This is a genomic window from Pantoea brenneri, assembly GCF_038594305.1.
Classification (GTDB): domain Bacteria; phylum Pseudomonadota; class Gammaproteobacteria; order Enterobacterales; family Enterobacteriaceae; genus Pantoea; species Pantoea brenneri.
In genome coordinates this window covers 1360500-1379625 of sequence record NZ_JBCGBG010000001.1, presented here as the reverse complement: position 1 = coordinate 1379625, position 19126 = coordinate 1360500, and the positions used below count along the sequence as shown (strand labels likewise).

Sequence of the window (19126 nt, the reverse complement as noted above, 5' to 3'; positions counted from 1 at the left end):
CATTTGGCGATGCGCCTGGCTTTGCTGCTTTGGGTTCTGCTACTGACGGGCTGCAGTCATCACGCGCCGCCCATTAACGGCCGTCTTTCCGATTCGATCACCGTGATTGCCCAGTTGAACGATCAGCTTGGCAACTGGCGTGGTACGCCTTATCGCTATGGTGGCATGAGCCGCAACGGCGTCGATTGCTCCGGCTTTGTTTATCTCACCTTCCGCGACAAATTCGCCCTGCAATTACCGCGCACCACTGCGGCGCAGAGCGATATCGGAACGCGGATCAGTAAGGACGATCTGCTGCCGGGTGATTTGGTATTTTTTAAAACCGGCCGCGGAGAAAATGGCTTACACGTCGGGATTTATGACACCGATAACGCCTTTATCCATGCCTCAACCAGCCAGGGCGTGATCCGGTCATCGCTGGATAATGTCTACTGGCGTAAAGTGTTCTGGCAGGCGCGGCGCATTTAACCGTGCGCCCATCCCGCCGACTTAAGTCCAATTTAAATCAGACCTTAACCCGCCAGTGAAAGTTTTATTTTAAATGACATTTATCCCGGCGGGATTTTATTAATCACAATGTCTGCCGGTTTAATTCCACTAATAACCGGGGTTTTATTAGTCCTATTTGGCTTAAGCGAGATTGTCAGACGGCAAACGGCGATGGAAGGCTAATTAAGTCCATCTCTTCAATGATTTGGTCCTATTGCCTGCCTGTATCCATTCATATAGGATATAACCATCGCCGCATATTCTGGCAGTAGAAATGAAAATTCACTTATCGGCCGACTATCAGTCGGAAATTTGGTTCTACCCTGCCTGTGATGTTGACGGGCGGCTGACCGCTGTCGAGCTGGTAACCCAGTTTGTGCATGAAAGTGCACCTATCACCCTGCCGCAGGACCTGCTGCTGCCGCAGCTGGACGAATCGCAGCAGCTGCGCCTGTTACAGAGTCAGATTGGATTACTGGAGCAGTATCGCGCGCTGTTTGAAACCCACACGGTTTCGGCATTAATTCGAATTGATGAGGGAATGGCGCGCACCCTGCTGGAAAGTGAATTGCTGATGCGGAAAATAAAGCAGCTTCCTTATGTGCGGCTGGATATCACTGAAACGTTTCCGCACCTCAGGCAGGGCAGAAATAATCCGTTGCTACAGAGCCTGCGGGCTGAATTTAATTTATCGCTTTCGCATTTTGGTGCCGGAAAATCACCGGCCAATGCAGTCTACGATAATTTATTTAACTGTATCAGTCTCGATAAAGGATTTATTCACTCGCTGGCCAAACGCGCCTCTTTCGTGCCGTTTATACAAAGCATTATCGATAACTTCCGATCCCATTGCGATCAGATCATTATTTGTGGCATTGACGATGAGGCGCTGCTGGACAAAGCCCTTCAGCTGAGCGGTGCGCATTTGCAGGGCGCGCTGTTCCCGGTGGTGAAATCAGATGCGCTATGCTCACTAATCAGTGCCGACAACCGCGTGCCATCCTCCCTGCATCCGTGCTGATGCGACCTGTTTAATCCCCGATATCAGCGTTACACTGAAGGTTTTAGCTGAACGACGTATCGCTGAGCGTCGCATGGGAGAAACAATGTCCACTGGCAAGCTTACCTTTGACAACACCTGGTTTCGCGAACTGACAGGGTGTTACACCGCGCTTACCCCCACGCCGCTGACAGGCGGACGCCTGCTCTATCATAACGCACCGCTGGCCGCCTCAATGGGGCTGGATGAGGCGCTGTTTACCGGTGACGGTCATGATGTCTGGCACGGCGCGGCCTTACTGCCCGGCATGCAGCCGCTGGCGCAGGTTTACAGCGGCCACCAGTTTGGCGTCTGGGCCGGGCAACTGGGCGACGGGCGCGGTATTCTGCTGGGCGAACAGCGGCTGGAAGATGGCAGCAAGCTTGACTGGCATCTGAAAGGCGCGGGTCTGACGCCCTATTCACGGATGGGGGACGGCCGTGCAGTGATCCGTTCCAGCGTGCGCGAATTTCTGGCCTCAGAGGCGCTGCATCATCTGGGTATCCCGACCACCCGGGCGCTGACGTTATCGATTGGCGATGAACCGGTCTATCGTGAAACGCCGGAACGCGGCGCCATGCTGATGCGGATCTCGCCGAGCCATCTGCGCTTTGGCCACTTCGAACATTTCTTCTACAGCCAGCAGCAGGATAAGGTGCAGCAACTGGCCGATTATGCGATCCGCCACCACTGGCCTCACCTGACAGAGGATGCTGAACGCTATCAACTGTGGTTTACCGATGTGGTCCTGCGCACGGCACGCCTGATCGCGCTGTGGCAAAGCGTCGGTTTCGCCCATGGCGTGATGAATACCGACAACATGTCGATTCTGGGCCTGACCATCGATTATGGCCCGTTCGGCTTCCTTGATGACTACCAGCCCGATTACATCTGTAACCACAGCGATTATCAGGGGCGCTATAGCTTCGAAAATCAGCCGATGATCGGCTTATGGAACCTCAACCGGCTGGCACATGCGCTGTCCGGGCTAATGACTACAGAGCAGCTGAAGCAGGCGCTGAGCGTTTACGAGCCGGAACTGATGCGGGTCTGGGGCGAACGGATGCGGGCTAAGCTCGGCTTGCTGACGGCGGAGAGCGGCGACAACGAAATTCTGACCGAACTGCTGGCGCTGATGACCAAAGAGCACAGCGACTATACGCTGACCTTCCGCTTGTTAAGTGAGACGCAGCAGGCTGAATCCCGTTCACCGCTGCGCGATGAGTTTATCGATCGTGAAGCCTTTGATGGTTGGTATCAGCGCTATCGTGCGCGGTTATTGCAGGAAGAGGTGCCCGATGCCAGCCGACAGGCAGTGATGAAATCAGCGAATCCGGCAGTGGTGTTACGTAACTATCTGGCACAGCAGGCGATTGATGAGGCAGAGCGGGGAGAGCAGGGCGCGCTGGCGCGATTGCACCAGGCGCTGCAGCAACCTTTCAGCGATCAGACGGCCGCTGAATATCGTCAACGGCCGCCAGACTGGGGTAAAACCATAGAGGTGAGCTGTTCCAGCTAACTCAGAAACGGCAGGAGACTGCCTCGGCGAGCAGGGCAAGCACGGCTTCACTGTCCTGCCAGCCGAGGCAGGGATCGGTAATCGACTGGCCATAAACCAGCGGTTCACCGCCGACCACCTTCTGATTACCCTCTGCAAGGAAGCTCTCAATCATCACGCCGGCGACCGCACGCGATCCGGCTACGATCTGCTGCGCCACATCGGCCGCCACATCAAGCTGACGGCGATGCTGCTTCAGGCAGTTGCCGTGACTGAAGTCGATCACCAGCTGTTGCGGTAAGTTAAATTCTGTCAGGCTGGCCGCCGCGTCTGCCACATCGCTGGCGTGATAGTTAGGCTGCTTGCCACCGCGCAGGATCACATGGCCATGCGGGTTGCCGCTGGTCTGATAGATGGTCATCTGACCGAGCTTATCCGGTGACAGGAACATATGGCTGGCGCGGGCGGCACGAATCGCATCTACCGCAATGCGGACATTGCCGTCGGTACCATTTTTAAAGCCGACCGGACAGGAGAGTGCAGAAGCCATTTCACGGTGGATCTGGCTTTCGGTGGTACGAGCACCAATTGCGCCCCAGCTGATCAGATCGGCAATAAACTGTCCGATCACCATATCGAGAAACTCTGTCGCGGTCGGTAAGCCAAGGGCGTTGATATCAATCAGCAACTGGCGAGCAATGCCAATCCCGCGGTTCACGTCATAGCTGCCATCCAGATCGGGATCGGAGATCAGCCCTTTCCAGCCCACAACGGTACGCGGCTTCTCGAAGTAGGCGCGCATCACGATCTCCAGTCGATCCTGATAACGGACGCGCAGGGCATTCAGGCGTTCGGCATACTCCAGCGCCGCTTTTGGGTCGTGCAGTGAGCAGGGGCCGATAATCACCAGCAGACGTGGATCTTCACCGGTCAGGATACGGGCAATACGCTGGCGGGCCGCCGTGACGTTATCAGCAATGGCGTCTGAGACAGGATGTCCGGCCGCAAGGCTGGCAGGCGTAATCAGGCTGCCAATGCGCGCGGTACGCAATTCGTCGGTTTTGTTCATGATTTTCTCGGAAACTATTCTTCGCAACGGTGAAATACCGGGAAGTGATGGTGGTCACAATAAACCATTAGCCTGCGAATTCAACCCGGGAATTAATAATGAAATCAAAACCGACGGCAGCGACGCTTTACATCGCGGCCGCGGGGAGACGCTTAGTACATGCGGCGGGTCAGGCCCATGATGTCGAGAATTTTGGTGGCGATCTCCTCCACCGAGTAGTTGGTGCTGTTGAGATAGCGGATCTGATGGGTCCGGAACAGCGCTTCCACTTCTCCCACTTCCAGCCGGCACTGGCGCATTGAGGCGTAACGGGTATTTTCCGCCCGCTCCTGGCGAATGGCGGCCAGCCGTTCCGGATCGATAGTCAGCCCGAACAGTTTATGCTGATGCGCGCGCAGCGCCGGCGGCAGTTTGAGGTTATCCATATCATCCGCGATAAAAGGGTAGTTGGCGGCACGGATACCAAACTGCATCGCCAGATAGAGGCTGGTGGGGGTTTTGCCACAGCGCGACACGCCCAGCAGAATGACCTGAGCGTCTTCCAGACCGCGCAGCGAAATGCCGTCATCATGCGCCAGGGTGTAATCAATCGCGGCGATACGCGCATCATATTTGCCGAGGTTGCTGGCATCCAGCCCGTGGGTGCGGTGAGCTACCGGTGCTGGCGATAATCCCAGCTCCTGCTGCAACGGGGCCACCAGCGCCTGAACGATGTCCTGACAAAAGCCTTCGCTCTGAACAATGATGTCGCGCACTTCCGGCGTAACAATAGAAAAGAACACCAGCGGCCGCACACCGCTCTGCTGATAAAGGGCATTGATCTGCGCTTTGACCGCCTGCGCCCGCTGAACATTTTCAACAAACGGCAGCGTCAGGCTGGTGATATTGACCGGAAACTGTGACAGCACCGCATGGCCCAGCACTTCGGCGGTGATGGCAGTACCATCGGAAATATAGAAAACGCTTCTGTCAGTCGTCATGACGGGTCAGCCTCTGCAAAGAATGAGCGGTCAGAAAGCGCCGCGAGATAAAATAAATAATCCATATTTCCCTGTTATGAATCTTTTAGTTGCATTATTAACGCCCTGTTTTAGCACATCAGTAAAAATGAAAGCGTGTTTCATTCCGCATAATTTGGCGGTCACTCTTTCGGGGACCGTAAATAGTCACCCTGCTTGTTGCGCAACAAAAAACAATTATTAAGTGACTGAAAAGCTGTCATTTACTGTTGCATCAGACAGTTAGCGAAAAATAAACCGCTTGCGCAACGGGTTATTCTGGCGTGCACAATTCCGAATCTGTTGCCAATATTCTGCTTTAACGATTCAACAGATCGTCATTGCCAGGGGCTTATGCCAGGCTGAACGGGTTGATTGCAGAATATTCCATGTGCCCATTCATTGATAAAGGATAAGCTCAATGTCCAATAAAGGCGAACAGCCGCTAGTGCTCTGGTATAACCAGCTTGGCATGCATGATGTTGATCGGGTGGGGGGCAAAAATGCCTCTCTGGGTGAAATGATTACTAATTTGTCGTCGCTTGGGGTCTCGGTTCCCAACGGTTTTGCGACCACCTCGTATGCCTTCAACCTGTTTCTCGATCAAAGCGGACTGAACCAGCGCATTTATGCATTACTGGATAGCACCGATATTGATGATGTTGATGCGCTGGCGAAAGCCGGTAAGCAAATTCGTCAGTGGATTGTTGAAACGCCGTTCCTGCCGGAACTCGAAGCGGCAATCCTTGAAGCCTATCAGCAGCTCTCGACCGACGATGCCGAAGCCTCCTTTGCGGTTCGCTCATCGGCGACGGCTGAAGATATGCCCGATGCCTCTTTTGCCGGTCAGCAGGAAACCTTCCTCAACGTGCAGGGCATCGAGGCAGTGATGGTGGCGGTGAAGCATGTCTATGCTTCGCTGTTTAACGACCGTGCCATCTCTTACCGCGTGCATCAGGGCTATGACCACCGTGGCGTGGCTTTATCAGCGGGCGTCCAGCGAATGGTCCGTTCCGACCTTGCCGCTTCCGGCGTGATGTTTACTATCGATACTGAATCCGGCTTTGATCAGGTGGTATTCATCACCGCAGCGCTGGGCCTGGGTGAGATGGTGGTGCAGGGCGCGGTTAACCCCGATGAGTTCTATGTGCATAAACCGACGCTGGCGGCTGGCCGGTCGTCGATTGTGCGCCGCAATATGGGCTCGAAAAAAGTTCGCATGGTCTATGCCGATTCACTGGAGCATGGCGAACAGGTGCGGATTGAAGATGTGCCGGAAGCGGAGCGCGATCGCTTCTGTCTCTCTGATGACGAAGTGCAGGCGCTGGCGCAGCAGGCGGTGCTGATTGAACAGCACTATAAGCGTCCGATGGATATCGAATGGGCCAAAGATGGTCACACCGGCAAGCTGTTTATCGTGCAGGCGCGTCCTGAAACCGTCCGTTCAAACGGTCAGGTGATGGAGCGTTACACCCTGCAGGGCCAGGGCAGTGTAGTAGTAGAAGGCCGCGCAATTGGTCATCGTATCGGCGCCGGTGAAGTGAAGGTGATTCACGACATCAGCGAAATGAACCGTATAGAAAAAGGCGATGTGCTGGTGACTGACATGACCGACCCGGACTGGGAGCCGATCATGAAGAAGGCCTCGGCGATTGTCACCAACCGTGGCGGCCGTACCTGTCACGCGGCGATCATTGCGCGTGAGCTGGGGATCCCGGCAGTAGTTGGCTGTGGTGATGCCACTGATCGCCTGAAAGAGGGCCACCAGGTCACGGTCTCCTGTGCCGAAGGCGATACCGGTTATGTCTACGATCAGTTGCTCGATTTTGACGTCACCAGTTCGCAGGTTGATTCACTGCCGACGCTGCCGCTGAAAATCATGATGAACGTTGGCAACCCTGACCGCGCATTTGACTTTGCCTGTTTGCCGAATGAAGGCGTTGGCCTGGCGCGTCTGGAATTTATCATCAATCGCATGATTGGCGTCCACCCGAAAGCGCTGCTGGAATTTGATCAGCAGACCCCGGAACTGCAGCAGCAGATTCGTAAAATGATGAAGGGATTTGACGATCCGGTTGAGTTTTACATCGGACGCCTGACTGAAGGGATTGCCACACTTGGGGCCGCTTTTGCACCGAAACGGGTAATTGTGCGACTTTCGGACTTCAAAACCAATGAGTATGCCAACCTGGTCGGCGGTGAGCGTTACGAGCCGGAAGAGGAAAATCCAATGCTCGGCTTCCGGGGTGCCGGTCGCTATGTCGCCGACAGTTTCCGTGACTGCTTTGCGCTGGAGTGTGAAGCTGTGAAGCGGGTACGCAATGAGATGGGGCTGACTAACGTAGAGATCATGATCCCGTTCGTACGCACCGTCGATCAGGCGCAGGCGGTGGTTGAAGAGCTAGCCCGTCAGGGACTGAAGCGCGGAGAGAACGGGCTGAAGGTGATCATGATGTGCGAAATCCCGTCCAATGCCTTACTGGCGGAGCAGTTCCTGCAGCACTTCGATGGCTTCTCGATCGGGTCCAATGACATGACTCAGCTGACGCTGGGACTGGACCGCGACTCAGGGGTGGTTTCAGCACTGTTTGATGAGCGCAATGAGGCCGTCAAAGCCCTGCTGTCAATGGCGATCAAGGCAGCGAAGAAGCAGGGCAAATATGTCGGGATTTGCGGTCAGGGACCGTCGGATCATCAGGACTTTGCTGCCTGGCTGATGGAGGAGGGGATTGACAGTTTATCGCTCAACCCGGACACCGTCGTCGAGACCTGGGTAAGCCTGGCGCAGTTAAACAAATCTGCCTGACGGCAACCCTGATTCACCCGTAAAGGCCAGCTCTGCTGGCCTTTTCTATTTATGGCTGGCCAGTGACAGGCAAAAAAAAAGCCCATCACAGGGGATGGGCAAAGACTACACACAGCAATTCTTTACTTTACTCAGGGGAAAAAGGTTGTTTAGAAATCAGTGAGTTGATTTCGAACATAGGAAACATGTTATTCACCAGACCGGCTGACGTCTTTAAGAATCCTCTTATTAGTTTAAAGCCGATAATCTTTTGTCACCTTTTATGCTGCATTTCCCTTAAGAAACAGTGCAGAAAGTAATCTTTTTTAGCCCTGAATGGTCGATTCAGGGCTAAAGATGGCTTTTTTCTTAAAAACCGCTAATGAAAAATAAACTTTACGTGACGCAAAATAATTGGGGCGGTCAATCATCATTAACCGCCCTAACCATTGCTGATGCAGATTTAATGCGGGGTTTCGTCGTGATCGGTGAGGGCTTCGGCCACGGCCAGCGGGTCATCGTCTGGCGCGGGCGCTTCATGCACCCAGACCGACACCAGGCGATAAGAGACTGCCAGCACCACCGGACCGATAAATAAGCCAATCATGCCGAAGGCGAACAGGCCGCCGATCACCCCGGAAAGGATCAATATCATCGGCAGGTCAGCACCCATCCGAATCAGCACCGGGCGCAGCACGTTATCCAGCGTACCGACCACGCAACTCCAGACCAGCAGTACGGTGCCCCAGGTGGTATCCCCACTCCAGTAGAGATAGATAATGGCCGGCACCAGCACCAGCAGCGGACCAATCTGCACCAGGCAGCAGAGGATCATCAGCACCGTGAGCAGCGTGGCGTAAGGAATGCCGGAGACCGCAAGGCCAATCCCGCCCAGCACGCCCTGCACCAGCGCCGTCACGACCACGCCCAGCGCCACGGCACGGATTGACTGCGCCGCCAGCAACACTGCTGCATCGCCCCGGCGACCCGCCATACGGAAAGCAAAATGGCGAATACCCTGCGCCGCCTGTTCACCACGCCAGTAGAGCAGCACGCTGAACAACAGCATGACCGCCAGATGGATCATAAAGCGGCCAAAATGGCCGGCCTGCGCCACAAAGAAGCCGGTGGTGCGGCCAATATAGGGTTGCACTTTGGCCATGATGCCGGAGCCACCGCCTTCCACCAGCGTGTGATAACTGGCGTAAAGCTTTTCGCCCACCATCGGCATATCGTTGAGCCACAGCAGTTGTGGCATCAGATGGCCTTGCGTCACCCAGGCGACCACTGGTGCGCTGTTATCGATCAGGCTGCTGACCAGCAGAGCGATAGGAATAATAAACAGCAGCAGCAACAGCAAGGTCATGGCAATCACCGCCAGTGAACGGCGTCCCCATAACAGCCGCTGCAGCCGGAGCATCAACGGCCAGGTGGCGATCACCACCATGCTGGCCCAGGCAAAACCCAGAATAAAGGGCTGCACCACCCACAAACAGGCGATGATCAGTAACAAAATGAACATCAGGGTAAAAAGTATCTGTGGTAAATCCATGTCCCGATACAGGCTTTTCATCATCGACTCATAACCTCGTCTAAATCCTTCATTGCCGGGCTCTCGGTGCCCGTTTTTATCATGATCTATTTAGTGCGGATTAAACAGAGCAGCAGGGAAAGGTTTTTCCCTTTCCTGAAAAAACGGCGGTCAGCCAAAAAGTGTGATAAAACGAGGGACCGCAAACGCGCAAACGCAAACGTTTACAACATCTTCGGTTAGACAATAATGATCCCACAGATTTCGCAGGCGCCGGGCCTCGTTCAACTGGTGCTGACATTCCTTGAGTCGCTGAAAGAGCAGGGTTTTACCGGCGACACCGCCACCAGCTATGCTGACCGCCTTTCACTCTCTACCGATAACAGCATCTATCAGCTGCTGCCCGACGCGGCGCTGTTTCCGCGCTCAACCGCTGACGTTGCGCTGATCGCCCGGGTGGCAGGCGAGCCACGCTTTGAAAGCCTGGTCTTCACGCCACGCGGCGGTGGCACCGGCACCAACGGACAGTCGCTGAACCAGGGCATTATTGTTGATATGTCGCGCTACATGAACCGCATCCTCGAGATCAATACGGATGAGGGCTGGGTGCGGGTAGAAGCGGGCGTCATCAAAGATCAGTTGAACGCCTGGCTTAAGCCGTATGGCTTTTTCTTCTCGCCAGAACTGTCGACCAGTAATCGCGCGACGCTGGGCGGGATGATCAATACCGACGCCTCCGGCCAGGGATCGCTGGTGTATGGCAAAACTTCCGATCACGTCAATGGTCTGCGAGCGGTGCTGCTGGGGGGCGATATCCTCGATACCCGGCCGATGGCGACAGCGCTGGCTGAAACGATTGCCCGCACGGCAACCCCGGAAGGGCGCATCTATCAGCAGGTGCTGAGCCGCTGTCGTGAGCAGCGTGAGCTGATCCTCGAAAAATTCCCGCGGCTCAACCGCTTCCTGACCGGTTACGACCTGCGACATGTGTTCAGCGACGATATGCAAACCTTCGACCTGACGCGCCTGCTGTGCGGAGCCGAAGGGACGCTGGCCTTTATCACCGAAGCGCGGCTGGATATTACGCCATTGCCTAAAGTGCGGCGGCTGGTCAACATCAAATATGATTCGTTCGATTCTGCGCTGCGTAATGCGCCATTCATGGTGGAAGCACAGGCGCTGTCGGTCGAAACCGTCGACTCAAAAGTGCTTAACCTGGCGCGTGAAGATATCGTCTGGCATTCAGTGCGGGAACTGATTACCGACGTGCCGGATAAAGAGATGCTGGGGCTGAACATTGTCGAGTTTGCCGGTGATAACGCTGCGTTGATCGACAGTCAAATCAGCCAGCTCTGTGCGCGGCTGGATGCGCTGATGGCGCAACAGCAGGGCGGCGTCATCGGTTATCAGCTCTGCGACGATCTGCAGGGCATTGAGCGTATCTATAACATGCGCAAAAAGGCGGTGGGGCTGCTGGGTAATGCCAAAGGCCGCGCCAAGCCGATCCCGTTCGTCGAAGATACCGCCGTCCCGCCGGAAAGCCTGGCGGATTACATTGTCGAATTCCGCGCCTTGCTCGACAGCCACGGACTGAGTTACGGCATGTTCGGTCACGTTGATGCTGGCGTGCTGCATGTCCGTCCGGCGCTGGATATGTGTGATCCGCAGCAGGAGATGATGATGAAGCAGATCTCCGACGAAGTGGTGGCCCTGACGGCGCGCTACGGCGGATTGCTGTGGGGCGAGCACGGCAAAGGCTTCCGCGCGCAGTACAGTCCGGCGTTCTTTGGCGAAACCCTGTTCAATGAGCTGCGCCGCATTAAATCGGCATTCGATCCGCATAACCGCCTCAATCCCGGCAAAATCTGCACCCCTTTTGACAGCCATGACGAGATGATGCAGGTCGATGCGGAGAAGCGTGGCACCTTCGATCGTCAGATTCCGCTCACGGTGCGTGACGAATGGCGCGGCGCGATGGAGTGTAACGGTAACGGCCTGTGCTTTAACTTTGATGTTCGCAGCCCGATGTGTCCGTCGATGAAGATCACCCGTAACCGTATCCATTCTCCCAAAGGCCGGGCGACCCTGACGCGGGAATGGCTGCGACTGCTGGCTAATCAGGGCGTGGATCCACTGATGCTGGAGAAGCAGTTACCGGAGAGCCGGCTTTCGCTGCGTGGGCTGATCGCCCGTACCCGCAACAGCTGGCACGCCAGTAAAGGGGAATACGATTTCTCGCATGAGGTCAAAGAGGCGATGTCGGGCTGTCTGGCCTGCAAAGCCTGCTCAACGCAGTGCCCGATCAAAATTGACGTGCCCAGCTTCCGCTCGCGCTTCTTACAGCTTTATCACACCCGTTATCTGCGTCCGGTCAGCGATCATCTGGTGGCGGCGGTTGAAAGCTACGCGCCATTAATGGCGAAGGCCCCCAAAACCTTTAACTTCTTTCTGCGCCAGCCGTGGCTGAAAGAGCTGAGCAAAAGCCAGATCGGCATGGTCGATCTGCCACTACTCTCTTCACCGACGCTGAAACAGCAGTTGAGCGGCCATCCCGCCATGAACATGACGCTGGAACAGCTGGAACGGTTACCGGCGGCTGAACAGGCGAAATGCGTGCTGGTGGTGCAGGATCCGTTTACCAGCTTCTATGAGGCGCAGCTGGTGAATGATTTTATCCGGCTGATTGAGAAGCTCGGCTATCGACCGGTTCTGCTGCCGTTCTCACCGAATGGCAAAGCGCAGCACGTGAAAGGCTTCCTGCAGCGCTTCGCCCGGACCGCCAGCCGCACCGCTGATTTCCTTAACCGGGTAGCACGGCTGGGAATGCCGATGGTTGGGGTCGATCCTGCGACCGTGCTCTGCTACCGCGATGAGTATCGTCAGACGCTGGGCGAGGCGCGCGGTGATTTCAGCGTGCTGCTGGTGCATGAGTGGTTGCAGAGTGCGCTGGCGGAACGGGAAGTGCAGAGCACCACGGGCGAGTCGTGGTATCTGTTCGCCCACTGTACCGAAGTGACGGCGTTGCCTTCCGCGCCGAATCAGTGGCAGGAGATTTTTTCCCGTTTTGGCGCAAAGCTGGAGAATATCAACGTGGGCTGCTGTGGCATGGCGGGCACCTACGGCCACGAAACGAAAAACCTCGAAAACTCACTGGGGATCTACGCGCTCTCCTGGCATCCGCAGCTACAGCGCTTACCGCGTCAGCGCTGTCTTGCCACCGGTTACTCCTGCCGCAGTCAGGTCAAGCGGGTGGAAGGTAACGGCATGCGCCATCCGCTGCAGGCGCTCTTAACGCTAATGTAAAAAAATTGTGCGCGACGTCACGACGCGGCTGGATTAGAATATCCAGCCCGCGTGACGCACAAAGTCGCTTTGCAGCGCGGTGGCTTTATCCCATTCACCGATCATCGCCAGCTGATGGCACAGACGGGTCAGGGAGAGTCGCGCCAGTTGGTAGGCCTGAATGCGGAACAGGCGATCGCGATCGCTATTTCCCATCTCCTGCACCAGGCGATGATGCAGTTTGCCCATGGCATGCAGATAGCTCTGGTCATCTCCGTTCAGCTGGCAGACTTCTGCCATATCCAGACAGGTATCATTAAACTGACGTAATTGCTGAATGGTACAGTCGGCCCGGTCGAGTCTGGCCTGCGCCAGGTAGAAGTCGACGGTGATATCGCGTACCGAAAATTTGTATTCATCGATCTTATGCTGCAGCCAGGCAGAGACTGAAAGCGTCATAATGCCACCCTGAACGTGAATGATAATAATTATCATATTCATCCGGGCGAGGAATGCAATTGCTGCAGCAGAAAAATTTAACGATTTATCTGACCTGTCGGTATAATCGGAAATAACAATCTGTTTACATCGTAGAAAGGCGTAACCTATTAATAAGCACTTTTATGAAAAGTCATAATTTAAAAAAGAGTGCGTTATTAACAGGTTACAACAGGACTCTTCGCGTGGTCTGTCTCACCGCAAAGTGAGTTGAAGGGTCTATGCTTAATAAACAGGCGAAAAAAACAGCACAAGATGATTATCCCTGCAAAACAAGAGGTTGAAGTGATCGGTCAGATCACTACCATAGGGGGATAGCCTGAAAAGGTCCGGACTCAAGAGGTATCAACATGGCATCCGTTAATGCAGACTCTTTCTCACCCGACGATTTCGTCTGGAAAGGGCTGACGCTGACTGAAACCGCAGCGCAACAAATTCTCAATCTGGCTGCTCAGGACCCTGATGTCAAGGGGCTACGGTTAGGCGTGAAACAATCCGGCTGCGCCGGGTTTGGTTACGTCATGGATCTGGTGAAAGAGCCAGTCGATGACGATCTGCAGTTCTCGTTCCACGGCGCAACTCTGTTTGTGCCGCTTCAGGCGATGCCATTTGTTGATGGCACCGAAGTGGATTACGTTCGCGAAGGCCTGAATCAGATTTTTAAATTCAATAACCCTAAAGCTCAGCACGCCTGCGGGTGTGGCGAAAGCTTTGGCGTCGAGTAAGTGAAATATGTCACGACACAGCGAAACATCTGACGATGTACAAATCTGGGACGGCAAGCTCAACTATAAAGAGGGCTTCTTTACCCAACTGCAGACCGAAGAATTTGCGAACGGCATCAATGAAGATGTGGTGCGCGCGATCTCGGCCAAGCGTAACGAGCCAGAGTGGATGCTGGAGTTTCGTCTTAAAGCTTTCCGTGCCTGGCTTGAAATGGAAGAGCCTCACTGGCTGAAAGCGCATTACGAGAAACTCGATTACCAGGATTACAGCTACTATTCCGCACCGTCGTGCGGTAACTGCGATGACAGCTGCGCTTCTGAGCCGGGTGCGACCCAGGCATCAGGCAGCGCGCCGGCCAGCGATTACCTGACGCAGGAAGTGGAAAACGCCTTTAACCAGCTGGGTGTCCCGGTGCGTGAAGGTCGTGAAGTGGCCGTTGACGCTATTTTTGACTCCGTCTCGGTGGCTACGACCTATCGCGGCAAGCTGGCGGAGCAGGGCATTATCTTCTGTTCCTTCGGCGAAGCGATTCAGGAACACCCGGAGCTGGTGAAGCAGTATCTCGGCACGGTCGTCCCGGCCAACGATAACTTCTTTGCCGCGCTGAACTCGGCGGTGGCTTCAGACGGAACGTTTGTCTACATCCCGAAAGGCGTCCGTTGCCCGATGGAGCTGTCGACCTATTTCCGCATCAACGCAGCCAAAACCGGTCAGTTCGAACGCACCATCCTGATTGCCGATGAAGACAGTTACGTCAGCTACATCGAAGGTTGTTCAGCGCCGGTGCGTGACAGCTATCAGCTGCACGCGGCCGTGGTGGAAGTGATCATCCATAAAAATGCCGAAGTGAAATATTCGACGGTGCAGAACTGGTTCCCGGGCGGTGAAGGCGAGGGCGGTATCCTTAACTTCGTTACCAAGCGTGCGCTGTGTGAAGGTGACCACAGTAAAATGTCCTGGACGCAGTCTGAGACCGGCTCAGCCATTACCTGGAAATACCCGAGCTGCATTCTGCGCGGTGATTACTCGGTCGGCGAATTCTATTCTGTGGCGCTGACCAGCGGCCGCCAGCAGGCGGATACCGGCACCAAGATGATTCACATTGGTAAAAACACCAAATCGACCATCATCTCGAAAGGGATTTCGGCCGGTAAAAGTGAGAACACCTATCGCGGCCTGGTGAAGATCATGCCGACCGCCACCAACGCGCGTAACTTTACCCAGTGTGACTCAATGCTGATTGGCCCGGACTGCGGCGCACATACCTTCCCGTATGTTGAAACCCGCAATAACACCGCCCAGCTTGAGCACGAAGCCACCACCTCACGTATCGGCGAAGACCAGATGTTCTACTGTCTGCAACGCGGTATCAGTGAAGAAGATGCCATCTCGATGATCGTGAACGGCTTCTGTAAAGACGTATTTTCGGAGCTGCCGCTGGAATTTGCCGTGGAAGCCCAAAAATTGTTAGCCATCAGCCTTGAGCACAGTGTGGGCTGATGCCGTCACACGCGTTGCCGGAAGCAATGTGAAGGAATAAGTATGTTAAGCATTAAAGATTTACAGGTAAGTGTTGAAGATAAAGCCATTCTGCGTGGTCTGAACCTCGAAATTAAACCGGGTGAAGTCCATGCCATTATGGGCCCGAACGGCTCAGGTAAAAGTACGCTTTCTGCCACGCTGGCCGGACGTGAAGACTATGAAGTGACCGGCGGTTCGGTGACCTTCAAAGGCAAAGATCTGCTGGAGCTGGCGCCGGAAGAGCGTGCCGGTGAAGGTATCTTTATGGCCTTCCAGTATCCGGTTGAGATCCCTGGCGTGAGCAACCAGTTCTTCCTGCAAACCTCCGTTAACGCGGTGCGTAAATATCGTCAGCAGGAAGAGCTGGACCGCTTCGATTTCCAGGACTTTATCGAAGATAAAATTCACCTGCTGAAGATGCCGGAAGATCTGCTGACCCGTTCAGTAAACGTGGGCTTCTCCGGTGGTGAGAAGAAGCGTAACGACATTCTGCAGATGGCGGCGCTGGAGCCGGAACTCTGTATCCTCGATGAAACCGATTCCGGACTGGACATCGATGCGCTGAAAATTGTGGCCAATGGCGTTAACAGCCTGCGCGATGAGAAGCGTGCCTTCATCATCGTTACCCACTACCAGCGTATTCTGGATTACATCAAGCCAGACTTCGTACACGTTCTTTATCAGGGCAAAATCGTGAAATCTGGCGACTTCTCGCTGGTGAAACAGCTGGAGGAGCAAGGTTATGGCTGGCTTACCGACGAAGAGTGATTCTGCGCTGCAACAGTGGCATCACCTGTTTGAATCGCGCGGCGACCTGCGTTCGCTGCAGGCACAGCAGCACTGGCAGCAACTGATGCGGATCGGCTTGCCTACCCGCAAGCATGAGAACTGGAAATACACCTCGCTGGATACCTTGCTGGCGCAACAGTTTGTGCTGCCGCAGGCACCGCAAACGCTGAGCGCTGAGCAGGTCGATGCGCTGGCTCTGCCACTGGATGCGGTGCGTCTGGTTTATGTTGATGGCCAGTTCCAGCCTGCACTCAGCAGCCGCGACAGCGATCTGTTTGAGATTCAGCACAGCGTAGCGGCTGAACGTCGCCCACTGCCGGCCGCCGTGCAGCCGGAAGTCTTCCTGCACCTGACCGAGAGTCTGGCGGAAGAGGTGACCTTCCTGCGTCTGGCACGCGGCAAGTCGGCGGCCCGTCCGCTTTATCTGCTGCACATCACCAGCGGCCAGCAGAACGGGATGAACACGGTTCATCATCGTCATCATCTGCAGCTGGATGAGAGCGCTGAAGCAGAAGTGATTGAGCATTACGTTTCGCTGGATGGCAGTGCGCACTTCACCGGTGCCCGCTTTACCTTTGCCGTCGGCGACAATGCAAAACTGACCCACACCAAACTGGCGTTTGAAAGCAGCGAAAGTTATCACTTCGCACATAACGACCTGGTGATCGGCAGCGATGCGCAGGTCAGCAGCACCAGCTTCCTGCTGGGTGCGGGCCTGAGCCGTCATAACACCAGTACTCAGCTGAACGGTGAAAACACCCAACTGGCGGTGAACAGCCTGGTGCTGCCGGTGCGTCAGGAAGTGGCGGATACCCGTACTTACCTTGAGCACAATAAAGGCTACTGCCTGAGCCGCCAGATGCATAAAACCATCGTGCGCGATAAAGGCCGTGCGGTGTTTAATGGTCACATCAAAGTGGCGAAGCATGCGCTGAAAACCGATGGACAGATGACCAACAACAACCTGTTGCTGGGACGTCTGGCCGAAGTGGATACCAAACCGCAGCTGGAAATCTATGCGGATGACGTTAAGTGCAGCCACGGCGCCACCATCGGTCGCATCGATGATGAGCAGATGTTCTATCTGCGCTCGCGCGGTATTGAGCAGGATGCTGCCCAGACGATGATCATTCATGCCTTTGCTGCGGAACTGACCGAAGCACTGGAGAATGAGGTATTGCGTCAGGCAGTGCTGCAGCGTATCGCTGAGCGCTTTCCTGGAGGCGACTCATGATGAACTTCGATCTCGAACGCATCAGGGAAGATTTTCCGATCCTGAAGCGTGAGGTCAACGGTCATCCGCTGGCCTATCTTGATAGTGCGGCCAGCGCACAACGTCCGCTGTCGGTAATCAACGCCGAAAGCCATTTTTACCAGCACGGCTATGCGGCCGTGCATCGTGGTATCCATACGCTCAGCCAGCAGGCGACCAGCGACATGGAGAACGTGCGCGATCAGGCGGCCCGTTTTCTGAATGCGGCCACGCAGGAAGAGATCGTGTTCGTCAAAGGCACCACTGAAGGCATCAATCTGGTGGCCAACAGCTGGGGCGGTGCTAACCTCCAGCCGGGCGATAACCTGATCATCACTGAGATGGAGCATCACGCTAACATCGTGCCGTGGCAGATGGTGGCACAGCGTACCGGTGCTGAAATTCGGGTTCTGCCGCTGAACGATAATGGCGAGCTGGCACTGGAGCAACTGGCGGGACTGATCGACAGCCGTACCCGGTTGCTGGCGGTGACGCACGTTTCTAACGTTCTCGGCACGGTCAACCCGGTGAAAGCGATCGTCGCACAGGCGAAAGCCGCGGGCGTGGTGACGCTGATTGATGGCGCGCAGGCGGTGATGCACGACAAAGTGAACGTGCAGGATATCGGCTGCGACTTCTACGTCTTCTCCAGCCACAAGCTGTACGGCCCGAACGGCGTCGGCATTCTCTATGGGCGTAAAGCGCTGCTTGATGAGATGCCGCCGTGGGAAGGGGGGGGATCGATGATCGACCGCGTACTGCTGCCAACCGGCACCACCTGGAACAGCGCACCCTGGCGTTTTGAAGCCGGTACGCCGAACACCGGCGGGATTATCGGCTTTGGCGCAGCGCTGGCCTACGTCGAGGCGCTGGGACTGGATACCATTCATCAGCGCGAAACGGCACTGATGAATTATGCGCTCGATAAGCTGGCCTCGGTACCGGACATCCGGATTTACGGCCCGCAGTCACGCGCCGGGGTGATCGCCTTCAACCTGGGCAAGCACCACGCATTTGACGTTGGCAGTTTCCTCGATCAGTACGGCATTGCGATCCGCACCGGTCACCACTGTGCGATGCCGCTGATGCACCATTACAATGTGCCTGCCATGTGTCGCGCCTCCTTCACCTTCTACAACAGTGAAGAGGAAGTGGATCGTCTGGCGGCCGGACTGACACGTATTCATCGTCTGCTGGGCGGCTGAACAGTTTTAACGGAGTGACAGATGGCGAACTTGCCAGAAAAAGAGAAACTGGTTCGTAACTTCAACCGTTGCGCCAACTGGGAAGAGAAGTATCTCTACATCATTGAGCTGGGTGCAAAACTTCCGGAATCATCCGAAAGCTTGCACCAGCCAGAGAATGCTATTTCAGGTTGTCAGAGCCAGGTATGGATCAGGATGACGCCGCAGGAAGATGGCACCATCGCGTTTGAAGGCGACAGCGATGCTGCTATTGTTAAGGGCTTGATTGCCATCGTGTTTAGCCTTTATCAGAATCTGCCGCCGGCCGAAATCGTGGCGCTGGATGTGCGCCACTGGTTCGGTGAACTGGCACTGATGCAGCACTTGACGCCGACCCGGTCGCAGGGGCTGGAAGCGATGATTCGGTCTATTCGCCATACCGCTCAGAACCTCAGCTAAGCTACA

The 19126-nt window shown here is 55.3% G+C and carries 15 protein-coding genes and 1 other RNA gene; 11 read left to right on the top strand and 5 right to left on the bottom strand.

The features are described 5' to 3' along the window. Positions 1–9 precede the first annotated feature (9 nt). From AABB92_RS06430 to AABB92_RS06420, 3 genes are all read left to right on the top strand, one after another. Entirely contained in the window at positions 10–468 is a 459-nt protein-coding gene (locus tag AABB92_RS06430) for a C40 family peptidase (RefSeq protein ID WP_031375696.1), read from the top strand. Between the two features lie 295 nt (positions 469–763). Beyond that, entirely contained in the window at positions 764–1510 is a 747-nt protein-coding gene (locus AABB92_RS06425) for an EAL domain-containing protein (RefSeq protein WP_031375697.1), read from the top strand. 85 nt (positions 1511–1595) lie between these two features. After that, a complete protein-coding gene (locus AABB92_RS06420; RefSeq protein ID WP_031375698.1) occupies positions 1596–3047 on the top strand; it encodes a protein adenylyltransferase SelO in 1452 nt (483 codons plus the stop codon). Between the two features lies 1 nt (position 3048). On the opposite strand, the gene AABB92_RS06415 is transcribed toward AABB92_RS06420, so the two are convergent. Then, positions 3049–4095 carry a 3-deoxy-7-phosphoheptulonate synthase gene (locus AABB92_RS06415; RefSeq protein ID WP_031375699.1) on the bottom strand — a complete coding sequence of 349 codons (1047 nt, stop codon included), beginning with the start codon at positions 4093–4095 and terminating at the stop codon, positions 3049–3051. Positions 4096–4247: 152 nt separating this feature from the next. Then, a complete protein-coding gene (gene ppsR, locus AABB92_RS06410) occupies positions 4248–5075 on the bottom strand; it encodes a posphoenolpyruvate synthetase regulatory kinase/phosphorylase PpsR (RefSeq protein WP_031375700.1) in 828 nt (275 codons plus the stop codon). A gap of 439 nt (positions 5076–5514) precedes the next feature. Between ppsR and ppsA the strand changes: the two genes are divergently transcribed. Further along, a complete protein-coding gene (gene ppsA / locus AABB92_RS06405; protein ID WP_031375701.1) occupies positions 5515–7899 on the top strand; it encodes a phosphoenolpyruvate synthase in 2385 nt (794 codons plus the stop codon). A 70-nt stretch (positions 7900–7969) separates the two neighbouring features. Here the strand turns inward: ppsA and rprA are convergent. Both rprA and ydiK read right to left on the bottom strand, forming a co-directional pair. Further along, positions 7970–8077: antisense sRNA RprA (gene rprA / locus AABB92_RS06400), an RNA gene on the bottom strand. 264 nt (positions 8078–8341) lie between these two features. Continuing rightward, positions 8342–9451 (bottom strand): AI-2E family transporter YdiK, encoded by a 1110-nt coding sequence (gene ydiK / locus AABB92_RS06395; RefSeq protein ID WP_031375702.1) that lies wholly within the window; start codon positions 9449–9451, stop codon positions 8342–8344. 207 nt (positions 9452–9658) lie between these two features. Here ydiK and ydiJ point away from each other — a divergent pair, with 207 nt between their 5' ends. Then, positions 9659–12712, top strand: coding sequence for a D-2-hydroxyglutarate dehydrogenase YdiJ (ydiJ, locus tag AABB92_RS06390; RefSeq protein WP_046288361.1), 3054 nt, complete (start codon positions 9659–9661; stop codon positions 12710–12712). A 33-nt stretch (positions 12713–12745) separates the two neighbouring features. On the opposite strand, the gene AABB92_RS06385 is transcribed toward ydiJ, so the two are convergent. Then, on the bottom strand, positions 12746–13150 hold the full coding sequence (locus AABB92_RS06385) for a hypothetical protein (RefSeq protein ID WP_031375703.1): 405 nt from the start codon (positions 13148–13150) through the stop codon (positions 12746–12748). 389 nt (positions 13151–13539) lie between these two features. Between AABB92_RS06385 and sufA the strand changes: the two genes are divergently transcribed. Genes sufA through sufE form a run of 6 tightly spaced genes read left to right on the top strand, consistent with a single transcriptional unit; the run spans position 13540 to position 19120 of the window. Continuing rightward, positions 13540–13914 carry a Fe-S cluster assembly scaffold SufA gene (gene sufA / locus AABB92_RS06380; protein WP_031375704.1) on the top strand — a complete coding sequence of 125 codons (375 nt, stop codon included), beginning with the start codon at positions 13540–13542 and terminating at the stop codon, positions 13912–13914. A gap of 7 nt (positions 13915–13921) precedes the next feature. Further along, positions 13922–15415 (top strand): Fe-S cluster assembly protein SufB, encoded by a 1494-nt coding sequence (sufB, locus tag AABB92_RS06375; RefSeq protein ID WP_031375705.1) that lies wholly within the window; start codon positions 13922–13924, stop codon positions 15413–15415. Between the two features lie 42 nt (positions 15416–15457). After that, complete coding sequence (gene sufC / locus AABB92_RS06370) at positions 15458–16204, top strand: Fe-S cluster assembly ATPase SufC (protein WP_031375706.1); 747 nt, start codon at positions 15458–15460, stop codon at positions 16202–16204. Next, the gene (sufD, locus tag AABB92_RS06365) at positions 16179–17459 is read left to right on the top strand and encodes a Fe-S cluster assembly protein SufD (RefSeq protein WP_031375707.1); all 1281 of its coding nucleotides are present in this window, start codon (positions 16179–16181) and stop codon (positions 17457–17459) included. The genes sufC and sufD overlap by 26 nt, the downstream gene beginning before the upstream one ends. Next, positions 17459–18682 carry a cysteine desulfurase SufS gene (sufS, locus tag AABB92_RS06360; RefSeq protein WP_031375708.1) on the top strand — a complete coding sequence of 408 codons (1224 nt, stop codon included), beginning with the start codon at positions 17459–17461 and terminating at the stop codon, positions 18680–18682. Before sufD ends, sufS begins: the two co-directional genes overlap by 1 nt. 21 nt (positions 18683–18703) lie before the next feature. After that, positions 18704–19120, top strand: a complete 417-nt coding sequence (sufE, locus tag AABB92_RS06355) for a cysteine desulfuration protein SufE (RefSeq protein ID WP_031375709.1) — start codon at positions 18704–18706, stop codon at positions 19118–19120. Positions 19121–19126 lie beyond the last annotated feature (6 nt).